The sequence below is a fragment of the Bacteroides sp. 1_1_30 genome (genome assembly GCF_020982715.1).
GTDB classification, from domain to species: Bacteria; Bacteroidota; Bacteroidia; order Bacteroidales; family Bacteroidaceae; genus Bacteroides; species Bacteroides xylanisolvens.
On record NZ_JAJKHN010000026.1, the window covers coordinates 17148 to 29999 of the forward strand.

The following is a 12852-nucleotide window of genomic DNA, read 5'->3' on the forward strand; positions in this document are numbered from 1 at the left end:
ACTGATAAGAAAAATGAGAACAAAAAGATGGATGGCCACTTGCGTGGTGGCTCTTTTGAGTGTAACAGCTGTATTGGCAAAAGATATTCGTGTTGTTGTATTTAAAGTGTCGCAGATGCACTGTGAGAAATGCGAAAAGAAAGTAAAGGACAATATGCGTTTTGAGAAAGGGCTGAAGGATATTTCGACCGAAGTAAAAACGAAAATGGTAACCATTACGTATGACGCTGAAAAAACGAATGTAAAGAAGTTGCAGGCAGGATTTAATAAGTTCAGTTATGAAGCCGAATTTGTAAAAGAAACAAAGAAAGACGATCAGAAGGCTGATAAGAAGTAATTGAACAAATACCTGTATTAGCTTGTTTCTATAAACAAACAAGGGTTCTTCCCCAACTTCTTTTTGAGAGGAGGGGAAGACCGTAAACAATAATTATATGGGTAACACAACAAAAAAGGCATTTCCTGTGCTTAATATGCATTGTGCAGGATGTGCCAATAATGTAGAAAAAACAGTAAAAAAATTGCCGGGAGTCATTGAGGCTTCCGTTAATTTTGCTACCAATACATTGACCGTTTCTTATGAGAAAGAGCAGCTGACTCCCGGAGAGATTCGTGCGGCTGTGCTTGCGGCAGGTTATGATCTGATTGTGGAAGAAGCCCACAAAGAAGAACGCCGGGAAGAGGAACAGCATAAGCGTTACACTCGTTTGAAGTGGAAGGTGATTGGTGCGTGGATTTTGGTAGTACCGTTATTGGTATATTCCATGATACTGATGCATGTGCCATATTCTAATGAGATTCAAATGGTACTTGCTATCCCTGTTATGGTCTTTTTCGGAGGTGGTTTCTTCACCGGAGCCTGGAAACAGGCTAAATTAGGACGGAGTAATATGGATACTTTGGTTGCGCTTAGTACTTCCATTGCTTTTCTGTTCAGTCTGTTCAACACTTTCTTTCCCGAATTCTGGTATGACCGCGGATTGGAACCGCATGTCTATTATGAGGCTTCTGCGGTGATTATCGCTTTCGTTCTTACCGGAAAGTTGATGGAGGAACGTGCCAAAGGAAATACCTCAACAGCCATTCGTAAGTTGATGGGAATGCAGCCTAAAGCGGCTCGTGTTCTGCGCAATGGAGTGGAGGAGGAGATCTTGATTGAAAAACTTCAGGTAGGTGATTTGGTGGTTGTACGTCCGGGAGAGCAAATACCTGTGGACGGTCAGCTTTCCGAAGGCGACTCGTATGTCGATGAGAGTATGATTAGCGGTGAACCGGTTCCGGTAGAAAAGAAGAAAGGTGATAAGGTATTGGCAGGAACGATCAACCAGCGTGGTTCATTTATCATTCGTGCCGCACAGGTAGGCAGCGAAACCGTGCTTGCCCGTATTATCGCTATGGTGCAGGAAGCACAGGGCAGCAAAGCTCCCGTGCAACGCATTGTCGATCGTATTACGGGGATTTTTGTACCTGTCGTGTTGGGCATTGCTATTCTGACATTTGTATTGTGGGTCGCCATTGGTGGTAGTGAATATATCTCTTATGGTATTTTGTCGGCTGTTTCTGTTCTTGTCATTGCTTGTCCATGTGCTTTGGGACTTGCTACACCTACTGCATTGATGGTGGGTATAGGCAAAGCTGCCAGCCAGCATATTCTGATTAAAGATGCAGTGGCTTTGGAACAAATGCGCAAAGTAGATGTCGTTGTACTGGATAAGACGGGAACACTGACTGAAGGGCATCCTACAGCTACCGGATGGTTATGGGCGCAGTCGCAGGAACCACATTTCAAAGATGTACTTTTAGCTGCGGAAATGAAATCGGAGCATCCGCTTGCCGGCGCTATTGTCTCTGCGCTTCAGGACGAAGAAAAAATAAAACCTGCCGTGTTGGATAGCTTTGAAAGCATTACGGGAAAAGGAATTAAAGCCTCGTATGAGGGACATACTTACTGGGTAGGCAGTCATAAACTCCTAAAAGATTTCAGTGCGACAGTAAGTGATGTGATGGCTGAAATGCTGGTTCACTATGAATCGGACGGTAACGGCATCATTTACTTTGGACGTGAAAACGAGTTGTTGGCTATCATTGCTGTTTCCGACCCGATAAAGGCTACTTCTGCCGAAGCAGTGAAGGAACTGAAACGTCAAGGGATTGACATCTGTATGCTGACGGGTGACGGGCAACGGACTGCATTAGCCGTTTCTTCCCGTTTAGGAATCGAACGTTTTGTTGCCGACGCTCTACCGGACGATAAGGCCGAATTTGTGCGTGAGCTTCAAATGCAGGGAAAGAAGGTTGCGATGGTGGGCGATGGTATCAATGATTCGCAGGCACTGGCATTGGCTGACGTCAGCATTGCTATGGGAAAAGGAACTGATATTGCTATGGACGTGGCTATGGTGACTTTGATGACATCGGACTTGTTGCTGCTTCCTAAAGCCTTCCAGTTGTCAAAGCAGACGGTCAAACTGATTCATCAGAATCTTTTCTGGGCGTTTATTTACAACCTGATCGGTATTCCAATTGCTGCCGGTATCTTGTTCCCGCTGAATGGTTTGCTGTTGAATCCGATGCTGGCAAGTGCCGCAATGGCGTTTTCCAGCGTGAGCGTAGTGCTCAATTCGTTGAGCTTGGGACGAAAATGAGAAATGAACTATAAAAGACAGGAACCTGTAAGCTGTAAACGATGAATGGCAAGCTGTTATTTATGAACAGCGAATGTAAATAATAGACGGTGAATACTTTGCGGATAATACGCAATTTATTCACCGTTCATTGTTTTACAACTCACCATTTATGTTTTCTATCGTTCTTCGTGAAAATTATCTGTTTCTAAAGTCCAATGGTGTCATTCCTACATATCTTCTGAAATATTTGCCAAAGAAAGAGGCACTGGGGAAGTTTAGAGAATATGCTATCTCTTGGATAGTCATATTGGTACCTTTCAGTTTGGCTTTAGCATCCATGATAACGATATAAGCAATGGTATCCAAAACACTTTTACCTGTCACTTGTCTCACAGTCGTGCTTAGATGTTGAAGAGATATACCTAATTTATCTGCGTAGAACTGTGCACGACGTTCATTTTTATAATTCTCGGTGATGGCTTGAATCAGTTCCCGGCAGATTTCCTTTTTGCGGTTCGAACTGCTGTTTTCTCCCGGAAATTTATGATATATCAGTCGTATGCTTGTCAGGATGGTCTGAAGAGACAATTCGACCAATTCAGAATCCATTTCGAAGTTCTCATTGCAACTGGCCCGTGATAATAGAGCAAAATAGTCTTTCAGATAACTGGCTACTTCTTCATTAAGAGGAACTACCGGCTGTTCTATCAGTTTGGGATATGCGTTACCAATATTCTTCATGAGATTGATCCGTCCGGCACAATGAGCAGAGAAGCCGGCAAAACAAAGGCATACTTTTTCTGTTCTCTCCCGAAACTGAATGATTGTTCCCGGCAATAATGTTATTAAGTCATTGGGGTGAATTTCGTAATCAAGCAGATTGATGGAGGCTTTCATCGAACCTTCGGTACAGATGGCAACAATACATGCTTGCAACCGACAAGATTGCTTGTAAATATTGAGAATGTCTTCTGTTACATTCGTCCATGCTAATACTTCGGTAGGCAAGTCTACCTGTGGAAAGTCCATTTTCATAGTTGTGTGTGTTATATTAGGCCAACAAATGTACGCATTTTCTTTTTATTTCTTACCTTTGTTTTTATGAAAACAGTTTTTATTGATTGGAATTTGATACCATACGCCGAAGCATGGCAACGGCAAACAGAATGGTTTGATAACATTGTCCGGGCAAAAGTTCAGGGCGAGAGTTATGAAAACCGTATTGTGATGTGCGAACATCCCCATGTTTATACATTAGGACGTAGCGGGAAAGAAAATAATATGTTGTTGAGTGATGAACAACTGAAAGCAATTGATGCCACCCTTTATCATATTGATCGGGGAGGGGACATTACTTATCATGGTCCGGGACAACTGGTATGCTATCCGATATTAAACCTGGAAGAATTTCAGTTAGGATTGAAAGAGTACGTTCATTTGCTGGAAGAAGCGGTGATTCGGGTATGTGCTTCTTATGGCATTGAAGCCGGACGTTTGGAGAAAGCGACAGGTGTCTGGTTGGAAGGTGATACGCCTCGTGCGCGTAAGATTTGTGCTATCGGAGTGAGAAGCAGTCATTATGTCACGATGCATGGACTGGCTCTGAATGTGAATACCGATTTACGTTATTTCAGTTATATCCACCCTTGCGGATTTATAGATAAAGGCGTCACTTCTCTTCGTCAGGAATTAAAGCATGATGTGCCGATGGACGAAGTGAAGCAACGCCTCGAAGAGGAGCTTAGAAAACTATTCCAACTCCCAGTTGCCAGGTGCGGCGCATAAAGCAATCTTTATCAGCCAAGGCGTATGAGAAGTCTGCACGTATCGGCCAGAAGTTTATTCCGCAGCCTAGAGTGCCGTAGTTGCCTACTCCTTTATCTTTGTCTCCGAAATGATATCCCGCACGGACAACACCATATTTCAGGAAATTATATTCGGCTCCTATGCCAGCCTGGAGATGACGGATTTCAGAGGGGAGCAGATAGTTGAAGTCGAGAGCCACCTGCAAACGGTTTTCTATGCTGAATGGCAGGTCGATTGTACCTCCCAATCCTAATCTGGCGGGTAACTTTTGTCCGTCCAGCTTTTTGCCTAAGTTGGCAGCTTGGAAACCAATGCTCCAGGAAGCCATTTCGTCCAATAGAGCCATATTGCGATAGTAGGTCGCGCCGAAGTCCAGACAAACGCTATTCTTGCTGTCTGCGCTTTCCGCGGCTTTGGCTTGCAGGTATCTGAACGTTAATGAAAGAGACAGATTTTTGGCTACATTTCTGAAATAAGCAGCTTCTAAGTCCCATACGTGAGGGCGGTAATCGAGCACCTTGGGATCTTTGAAATGCCGGAAACCTACAGCAAATCCATGTATGCCTTCCCTTCCGATCCGGTAGAAAAGAGAGGCGCTATGTAGCGCATAATCTTGGTTGATCTTAGCGTATGAATAACTCGCACCCATCACTTCTTGTGAGAAAGCGATGGTAGAAGCATTATGAAAAATAGCTGTACTACCGTTATCGGTGGTAGCTAATCCTGTACCTGCCATACCTGCCGATTGGGCGTCTGGAGTAAGTTCCAGAAAATAGGCGCTTGCCATTTCTTGTGCTCCCAGCAAAGTGGGGAATAAGCACGAGGCGAGAAGGAAATGTTTTACTCGTTTCATAATCAGTTATTTTTAGAGTGAGACATCCGGACAACACGTATGCCTGTCCACGATTTATTGTTGTTTAGCATGTGATTGAGAGGTTCGTCGCTGACAACTACTTTTCCCAATGTAGAAGAAGCGTGCAGCAGGTGCAGTTTTCCCTCTTTATATTCTGCTATTCCCACATGAGCAATGTCCAGTCCGGGCATCTTCGTTGTAATAGCAATAATGTCTCCATTCATGATCCAGGGCAATCCGGCTTCCGGCAGTTCGCTTTTCGGCAACCAATGTACGACTTTTCCGGAGATTGCTTTTTCATATTCGGCCATTTGTCGTACATTTTCCGGCGAATCAGCCAATTTTTTATATTGCTTGGGATGGGTAGACATATACGAAAGAGAGATTTTCTGGGTATGCGCACTGTTTTTGGCAGTAATATCGGTGAGGAATCCGTGGCGGATTCCGTTCTCTATCCATTCGGAAGTATAATGCAACCGGGAAGGATAACCGTTGATGATGCCGTCCCGATAACGTATTTTTTGCAGATTGTCGGCAAAGGAAGAGCCGAGTGCCTGTGCCAACGTGTATTCTACGAAAGTGAGGCAATCTACGGCATCAGTCCGGATCACTAATGATTCTTCTCCGTCTTGATCTAATGTGTTAGCCACGTATTTAGTTCCCAGGTAAGATTTCCCGATTCGTAACATGGGTTCGGGGTTTTCCGGGAATACAACGCCGTCGCGCAACCATTTCTCCAATTCCTGTGTCCATTGTTGCTTATATTTAAAATGATCCTGAAATCCCCAGCCATGTCCTCCGGTAGGATAAACATGGAGAGTTGCCGGAACCTTGTTTTTCTGTAAAGCAAGGTAATAGTTTACTCCGTGGTAAGGTGCTACGGAAGGGTCATCGGAGGTAAGAGCGATAAATGCTTGTGGAGTATCGGGCGTTACTTGCAATTCGGCGGAAAACTTCTGTATCTGTTCCATTGTGGGATTTTTGCCGAGCAATGCAGTTCTTGTATTTCCACGGGTGACTTGCATCATCGTAACTACCGGATAAAGTAATATCTGAAAGTCCGGACGTGTTTCCGAATTGTAGTGAGTGGCAAGTGTAGCAGTTAAATGCCCTCCCGCAGAGGCTCCCATTAATCCTACCTTGTAAGGATTGACATTCCATTCTTTGGCATGTTGGCGTACCATGCGAATGGCTTGTTCGGCGTCTGATACGGGGACTTCCCAATGTCCGTTCGGCATCCGGTATTTTAATACCATATAGGTAATACCTTGTCCGCAGAACCAAGGGGCCATATCATACCCCTCTCCATCCATACCCAATCCACGATACCCGCCTCCGGGACACATGATAATAGCCATTCCATTCGGCTTTTCCGGATGGTAGACCGTCAGGGTGGGATGCGTGACATTCGTGACAAAATGAGGGCGCGTTTCCTGCTCTTCTCCGGTTAGTCCACTGGAGTTGGGAGCACCGTCGGGCCACAAAGGTAGCTCGACGGGCTGCTGCGCAAATGATATGGCAGTTACAAGCGATACTATAATGGATAATAGTCTCCTCATAATTATTTATTTAACTTTCATTGAAGCCTTTATAAAGTAAAGAATCAATAAGGCATACGCTCCTAATGCCAACGCTTCTGACCAAGTATTGTTCAACCATGTTTCATTAACCAGGTTGATTCCACCAAAGCGCATTGCGGCACTGATTACTCCCATCAATGCACCTCCGGCAATGAAACCGGATGCCAGTAAGGTTCCTTTTTCACCTCTTTCCGTATTCAGAGATGCATCTTTGCTACGAGTTGTAACAAACCAATTCACTGCTCCACCCACTACCAGCGGCACATTCAGTTCCAATGGAATAAACATACCCAATGCGAAAGCTAATGCAGGAATTTTACAAAGAGTCAGAATAATTGCTAAGACAGCCCCAATGCCATATAACAACCAGGGTGCACCTACACCACTCATCAGTGGTTCGATCACGGCTGCCATCGCATTTGCTTGCGGAGCAGCCAGTGCGCCACTTGTAAATCCGTATGTCTTATTCAGGATAATCATTACACCGCCTACTGTTGCAGCCGATACGATTGTTCCCAAGAACTTCCATGTTTCCTGTTTGGCAGGCGTGCTTCCGAGCCAGTAACCAATCTTCAAGTCGGTGATAAAACCTCCTGCCATCGACAGTGCGGTACATACTACACCACCCATTACCAATGCGGCAACCATGCCTGAAGGACCTTTCAGTCCGACAGCTACCATCACTACGGAAGCCAAAATCAGCGTCATCAATGTCATTCCCGAAACCGGATTAGTACCAACAATCGCAATGGCGTTAGCTGCTACTGTGGTGAACAGGAAAGAGATGCCGGCAACCAAAACAATGGCTACCAATGTATGCAACAGATTCCCTTGCATGACATCGAGATAGAAGAATAATACGATTAATATCAGTGTGATGATGGAACCGATAGCGATAATCTTCATGGAAAGATCCCGTTGGGTACGGATAATGCTTTTCTCTACATTCCCTTTACCGCCCATCTCTTTGGCTGCCAGTCCGACAGCGCTCTTGATGATGCTCCAGGAACGGATAATACCGATCACACCTGCCATAGCGATACCGCCGATACCGATGCTCTTGGCATAATATTTGAATATTTCTTCCGGACTCATCATACCTACGGTAGAGGTGATTTCCGGATTCCATGCATTCAGTACACTGTCACCCCAGATAGCAGACATTCCCGGAATGATAATCCACCACACAGCCAGTGAACCGGCACAAATGATGGAAGCATATTTCAGTCCGACGATATATCCCAAACCAAGCACAGCGGCACCGGTGTTTACCTTGAATACTAATTTTGCCTTTTCTGCCAGCATTTCTCCGGCACTGCAAACACGGGTAGTAAAATTCTCGTTCCACCATCCGAATGTCGCTACGATGAAGTCATATAATCCGCCGATCATACCTGCCATCAATAACGGTTTGGCCTGACTGCCGCCTTTTTCGCCGGAGATCAACACCTGTGTAGTGGCTGTTGCTTCCGGGAAAGGATATTTTCCATGCATGTCGCTGACGAAGTATTTACGGAAAGGAATCAGGAATAGAATACCCAATACGCCACCCAATAAAGAGCTGATGAATACCTGCATGAAGGTAACCGTCATCTCGGGATATTTAGCTTGGAGAATATAAAGAGCGGGGAGGGTGAAGATCGCTCCGGCAACGATTACTCCGGAACAAGCTCCGATAGACTGGATAATCACATTTTCGCCCAACGCATTTTTTCTTTTGGCAGCTCCGGAAACTCCTACGGCAATGATCGCAATTGGAATAGCTGCTTCAAATACCTGTCCGACCTTCAACCCCAGATAGGCAGCGGCGGCCGAAAAAAGGATTGCCATGGCAATACCCCATGCTACTGACCAGATATTAACTTCCGGATAATTTTTAGAGGGACCCATCAACGGGTTGTACACTTCCCCGGGTTTCAACTCTCTGAACGCATTCTCGGGTAACCCGGTGAATTTGTCTTCTTCTTGTTTCATAGTTTTTATAATTTGCTAATGTGTTAATTTACATTTCCGTCCTCAAAGTAAACAAAAAAAAAGGAGAACCGAAAGATTCTCCTTTATGTAATAGTCTATTTTTTCCTACTTTGCATCTTTTGCCGTCATATCGCCTTCGATATACAATCTTACCATCTCTGTTTTGGCGTTGGTACGCAAGGTGATTGATTTTTTGAAATGTCCCGGATATTTGCCTGTTCCGTTATAAGTCACCTTGATTGTTCCTTTTTTGCCCGGCATGATGGGTTCCTTTGTATATTCGGGTACTGTACATCCGCAAGAGGCTACAGCCTGATGGATCACCAGCGGGGCATCGCCGATATTAGTAAAGGTAAATGTGCAACTGACAACCGGGCTGTTTTCAGAAAACTTACCGAAATCGTGAGTTGTTTTGTCAAACTTGATATCTGCATTTGTTTGTGCAAATGCAAAGCTTACGCCCATTACTAACAGGGTCATTAAAAAAAGTATCTTTTTCATTTTTCCTTCTCTTTTTGATTACAAACGACAAAGATAATGCTTTTCCCCTAAAATATACTTTATGGAGTGCGAAATAGTATTAAACGATTCTCTTTTGCTATTTTGAGAGCTGGAATCCGAGCATCATTCCATCGTAATTTTCGGCCAGTGAACTAACTGTTTTTAGTGCGGTACTGCTACTTTTGCTACCGATGAAAGCCATTAGTTTCAACAGTTTGTCCGAGTTGAACAGTAACTCCAGTGAGCTGGAACTGCAATTTACTTTAGCGTGCAGATTCAGAAGTTTCAAATACTTCAAATCAACTTGTTTGGTTGAAGCATTGTAGGAGTAAGTGCCTTTCAATGTTTTCTTGCCCACCGTGCTGGTGAAAGTACTGTCGGCATTGAAAGTGAAACTCATCTGGCCGTCTTTAATACCTATTTTGCTTAATTGTTCGTTCAGCTTATTTTCAGCCATAGTAGCTGCGGCAGCTCCGCCTGCTTTCATTAGTAAGTTATCCGATTCGAACTCTACCGCCGAACCTTTGTAGCTCCATGTTCCGGTCATGTCGATAGATTCGGTGGTTCCGGTGATGGCATTTACTACTTTTGAAATGTTGTCCTTATTTAATAAGTCGGACCATGATTGCGCCTGGCTGTTAGTTGCCGTTAGCACAAATACTGCCAAAAAGGCAATAGATAAAAAACTCTTTTTCATTTTCATTCTTCTTTCATTTAACATTGAGATCCTTGTTTATGTTTTCTATGTAATTGAGTATATCAACACGTCCTGTGCGGTCTTCCGAGGAAGATACGAAGTGAGGAGGGAGCTCTTCCCATTGTTTGCCCAACTCACGTAAATAGGCATTGATATTCATTTTTAAACGTCCACCTTTTAGCTTGTCGGCTTTGGTAAAGATGATAGAGAAGGGGATACCGTTCTCGCCCAGCCATTCCATAAACTCGAGGTCTATTTTTTGAGGTTCCAGCCGGCTGTCTATCAGGACAAAGAGGTTGGTCATTTGTTCCCGTTCCAAGATATAATCTTCGATTATGGTGCGTATCTGGTCTTTCCCTTTTTGTCCGCGTCGGGCATAGCCATATCCCGGAAGGTCGACGAGATACCAATTCTTATTGATAAGGAAGTGGTTGATTAACATCGTTTTTCCCGGAGTAGAAGAGGTCATGGCCAGACCTTTACGGCTGGTCAACATATTGATAAGACTCGATTTTCCCACATTCGAACGGCCTATAAAGGCATATTCCGGGAAAATGCCGGCCGGGCATTTCTTCACGTCCGTATTGCTAATCACAAATTCAGCACTTGTTATTTCCATTTTCTTGTCATTTATTTCTTTGTAACATCGTTTTTCCCTTTTTTAGACATGCAGATTAACCCCGCAAAGGTAAGCGTTCCATTTAACATTAGCAATTCATAACCGAATTTATATCCGGTTTCTTTTCCAATCCACCAGTCGGCAAGATAGCAGAGCAGGGGTGAAAAGATGGCTATGAGAGGAACCCACCGGTCGTTCGTTTGCCTGCGTGTAAAAAGTCCGAAAGCAAACATTCCGAGCAGGGGGCCGTATGTGTAGGAGGCGATGATATATATGGCGTCAATAACACTCTTATTATTGAGTATTTCTACCAGGCAGATGAAGAATGCCAATAAGACTGATAACGATAAATGCACTTTGCCTCTTTTGCGACGTGCCGTTTCTTCTGTGTCTTTTTCCGTATTCAGCAGGTCTACGCATACACTGGTTGTCATGGCTGTCAGGGCGGAATCCGAGTTGCTGAAAGCTGCTGCGATAATGCCGATTGTAAAAAGTACCAATACGGATTGTCCCAGATAACCTTGGGCTGCAAACATGGGCAGTATATCATCATTCATGGCTGGCAGTTCGAGTTGCATCTGTCCCGCTAGCGCTATCAATAGAATTCCCAGGCATAAAAAAAGGAAATTTAGCGGAATGAATGAGAAACCGTAGCAGTACATGTTTTTTTGTGCTTCCCGGAGGTTCCGGCAAGAAAGATTCTTTTGCATCATATCCTGATCCAGTCCGGTCATTACGATGACGATGAAGATACCACTGAAAAACTGTTTGAAGAAGTTCTGTCGGGATACCCAGTCGTCAAATACAAAAATACGGCTGTGTTCGCTGTTTTGGATTGTTTGCACAATGCCGCTGAAATTAAGGTCTAATCTTTGGATCGTAAAATAGATGATAAAAATCAGAGCGGCAATCAGGCAAAATGTTTGTAAGGTATCTGTCCACACGATGGTCTTTATTCCGCTTTTATGAGTATATATCCATACCAATGCAACCGAACCGACAGCAATCAGCCAAAAGGGGACGTGCATTTCCTGAAATACATACGTATGGAGAATGAGGCATACCAGATAAAGTTTGGCTGCGGTTCCCAACATGCGTGACAGCAGAAAGAAAAAGGAACCGGTGCGATAGGCACGCACTCCGATGCGGGTGCCGAGGTATCCGTAGATACTTGTCAGATTCAATTTATAATATAAAGGAAGTAAGATATGGGCTACGGCCATGTATCCGAAGAAAAATCCGAGTACCGTTTGCATATACGTCATATCCATTCCGCGCACCATTCCCGGTACAGAGACGAAAGTGACTCCGGAGATGGAGGCGCCAATCATTCCAAAAGAGACTATGTACCAAGGTGATTGGTTCTCTCCCTTGAAGAATGCTGCATTTGATCCTCCCTTACGTCCGGTGATACGGGCTATTAGTAATAATACCGCGAAGTAGCAAAGAATAGTGACTAGTATCATCATAACAGATGCAAAGGTAGCAATTTTTGTAGGTATTAAAAACAATAATCTGTATCTTTGCAAGGTTTTATCGATAGAACAGCAAATATTATCTATGAACCAACAATATCCTTCTATACTGCTTGAAAAGGCAGTCGGCGAATTTTCCAAACTTCCGGGTATCGGGCGTAAGACGGCTATGAGGCTTGTTCTGCATCTGCTCCGTCAGGATACGGCTACGGTGGAAGCTTTCGGAAATTCTATCATAACGTTGAAACGTGAGGTGAAATACTGCAAAGTGTGTCATAATATATCCGATACTGAAACTTGCCAGATTTGTGCTAATCCGCAACGGGATGCTTCCACTGTCTGTGTGGTGGAAAATATCCGTGATGTAATGGCGGTAGAGGCAACCCAGCAGTATCGCGGGCTTTATCACGTTTTGGGAGGAGTCATTTCTCCAATGGACGGAGTCGGACCGAGTGACCTTCAAATTGAAAGCCTGGTGCAGCGGGTGGCTGAAGGTGGAATCAAAGAAGTTATTTTGGCGTTGAGCACCACGATGGAGGGCGATACTACCAACTTCTACATCTATCGCAAGCTGGATAAACTAGGGGTTAAACTAAGTGTAATAGCCCGTGGCATATCGGTTGGTGATGAACTTGAATATGCCGATGAAGTGACTTTAGGACGCAGCATTGTGAACCGGACGCTTTTTACCGGAACTGTATAATCATTATTAATCATTTA

12 protein-coding genes are annotated in these 12852 nt (G+C 44.2%); 4 read left to right on the forward strand and 8 right to left on the reverse strand.

Annotation, left to right across the window (positions count from 1 at the left end; all coding sequences use genetic code 11):
* Nucleotides 1–13 precede the first annotated feature (13 nt).
* Together LPH68_RS09660 and LPH68_RS09665 are read left to right on the forward strand one after the other, a co-directional pair.
* Nucleotides 14–337 carry a heavy-metal-associated domain-containing protein gene (locus LPH68_RS09660; protein WP_004300412.1) on the forward strand — a complete coding sequence of 108 codons (324 nt, stop codon included), beginning with the start codon at nt 14–16 and terminating at the stop codon, nt 335–337.
* 97 nt (nt 338–434) lie between these two features.
* Complete coding sequence (locus tag LPH68_RS09665) at nt 435–2645, forward strand: cation-translocating P-type ATPase (protein WP_151923618.1); 2211 nt, start codon at nt 435–437, stop codon at nt 2643–2645.
* Nucleotides 2646–2822: 177 nt separating this feature from the next.
* On the opposite strand, the gene LPH68_RS09670 is transcribed toward LPH68_RS09665, so the two are convergent.
* Complete coding sequence (locus LPH68_RS09670) at nt 2823–3662, reverse strand: helix-turn-helix domain-containing protein (RefSeq protein ID WP_004300415.1); 840 nt, start codon at nt 3660–3662, stop codon at nt 2823–2825.
* 66 nt (nt 3663–3728) lie between these two features.
* On the opposite strand from LPH68_RS09670, the gene lipB reads away from it, so the two are divergent.
* A complete protein-coding gene (gene lipB / locus LPH68_RS09675; RefSeq protein WP_008775862.1) occupies nt 3729–4412 on the forward strand; it encodes a lipoyl(octanoyl) transferase LipB in 684 nt (227 codons plus the stop codon).
* Here lipB and LPH68_RS09680 read toward each other — a convergent pair.
* The 7 genes from LPH68_RS09680 to LPH68_RS09710 form a co-directional block, all read right to left on the reverse strand.
* The gene (locus LPH68_RS09680; protein ID WP_004300417.1) at nt 4369–5286 is read right to left on the reverse strand and encodes a PorV/PorQ family protein; all 918 of its coding nucleotides are present in this window, start codon (nt 5284–5286) and stop codon (nt 4369–4371) included. The two genes, lipB and LPH68_RS09680, sit on opposite strands and share 44 nt — an antisense overlap.
* A 2-nt stretch (nt 5287–5288) precedes the next feature.
* Nucleotides 5289–6845 (reverse strand): N-acetylmuramoyl-L-alanine amidase-like domain-containing protein, encoded by a 1557-nt coding sequence (locus LPH68_RS09685; protein WP_032849483.1) that lies wholly within the window; start codon nt 6843–6845, stop codon nt 5289–5291.
* 6 nt (nt 6846–6851) lie between these two features.
* Nucleotides 6852–8840, reverse strand: a complete 1989-nt coding sequence (locus tag LPH68_RS09690) for an OPT family oligopeptide transporter (RefSeq protein ID WP_151923617.1) — start codon at nt 8838–8840, stop codon at nt 6852–6854.
* Between the two features lie 105 nt (nt 8841–8945).
* Nucleotides 8946–9341, reverse strand: a complete 396-nt coding sequence (locus LPH68_RS09695; protein ID WP_004300420.1) for a DUF1573 domain-containing protein — start codon at nt 9339–9341, stop codon at nt 8946–8948.
* Between the two features lie 97 nt (nt 9342–9438).
* Nucleotides 9439–10062: a DUF4923 family protein gene (locus LPH68_RS09700; RefSeq protein ID WP_230296919.1), complete on the reverse strand. Its 624-nt coding sequence runs from the start codon at nt 10060–10062 to the stop codon at nt 9439–9441.
* Nucleotides 10052–10657 carry a ribosome biogenesis GTP-binding protein YihA/YsxC gene (yihA, locus tag LPH68_RS09705; protein ID WP_004315890.1) on the reverse strand — a complete coding sequence of 202 codons (606 nt, stop codon included), beginning with the start codon at nt 10655–10657 and terminating at the stop codon, nt 10052–10054. Before yihA ends, LPH68_RS09700 begins: the two co-directional genes overlap by 11 nt.
* Nucleotides 10658–10668: 11 nt before the next feature.
* Nucleotides 10669–12126: a sodium:solute symporter gene (locus tag LPH68_RS09710; RefSeq protein ID WP_049702936.1), complete on the reverse strand. Its 1458-nt coding sequence runs from the start codon at nt 12124–12126 to the stop codon at nt 10669–10671.
* Between the two features lie 91 nt (nt 12127–12217).
* Between LPH68_RS09710 and recR the strand changes: the two genes are divergently transcribed.
* Complete coding sequence (recR, locus tag LPH68_RS09715) at nt 12218–12835, forward strand: recombination mediator RecR (RefSeq protein WP_004306273.1); 618 nt, start codon at nt 12218–12220, stop codon at nt 12833–12835.
* Nucleotides 12836–12852 lie beyond the last annotated feature (17 nt).

What these genes read in the sequence shown, in the direction of transcription:
- LPH68_RS09660 (WP_004300412.1), top strand. Translation starts at nt 14, where the DNA reads ATGAGAACAAAAAGATGGATGGCCACTTGCGTGGTGGCTCTTTTGAGT.
- LPH68_RS09665 (WP_151923618.1), top strand. Translation starts at nt 435, where the DNA reads ATGGGTAACACAACAAAAAAGGCATTTCCTGTGCTTAATATGCATTGT.
- LPH68_RS09670 (WP_004300415.1), bottom strand. Translation starts at nt 3,662, where the DNA reads ATGAAAATGGACTTTCCACAGGTAGACTTGCCTACCGAAGTATTAGCA.
- lipB (WP_008775862.1), top strand. Translation starts at nt 3,729, where the DNA reads ATGAAAACAGTTTTTATTGATTGGAATTTGATACCATACGCCGAAGCA.
- LPH68_RS09680 (WP_004300417.1), bottom strand. Translation starts at nt 5,286, where the DNA reads ATGAAACGAGTAAAACATTTCCTTCTCGCCTCGTGCTTATTCCCCACT.
- LPH68_RS09685 (WP_032849483.1), bottom strand. Translation starts at nt 6,845, where the DNA reads ATGAGGAGACTATTATCCATTATAGTATCGCTTGTAACTGCCATATCA.
- LPH68_RS09690 (WP_151923617.1), bottom strand. Translation starts at nt 8,840, where the DNA reads ATGAAACAAGAAGAAGACAAATTCACCGGGTTACCCGAGAATGCGTTC.
- LPH68_RS09695 (WP_004300420.1), bottom strand. Translation starts at nt 9,341, where the DNA reads ATGAAAAAGATACTTTTTTTAATGACCCTGTTAGTAATGGGCGTAAGC.
- LPH68_RS09700 (WP_230296919.1), bottom strand. Translation starts at nt 10,062, where the DNA reads ATGTTAAATGAAAGAAGAATGAAAATGAAAAAGAGTTTTTTATCTATT.
- yihA (WP_004315890.1), bottom strand. Translation starts at nt 10,657, where the DNA reads ATGGAAATAACAAGTGCTGAATTTGTGATTAGCAATACGGACGTGAAG.
- LPH68_RS09710 (WP_049702936.1), bottom strand. Translation starts at nt 12,126, where the DNA reads ATGATGATACTAGTCACTATTCTTTGCTACTTCGCGGTATTATTACTA.
- recR (WP_004306273.1), top strand. Translation starts at nt 12,218, where the DNA reads ATGAACCAACAATATCCTTCTATACTGCTTGAAAAGGCAGTCGGCGAA.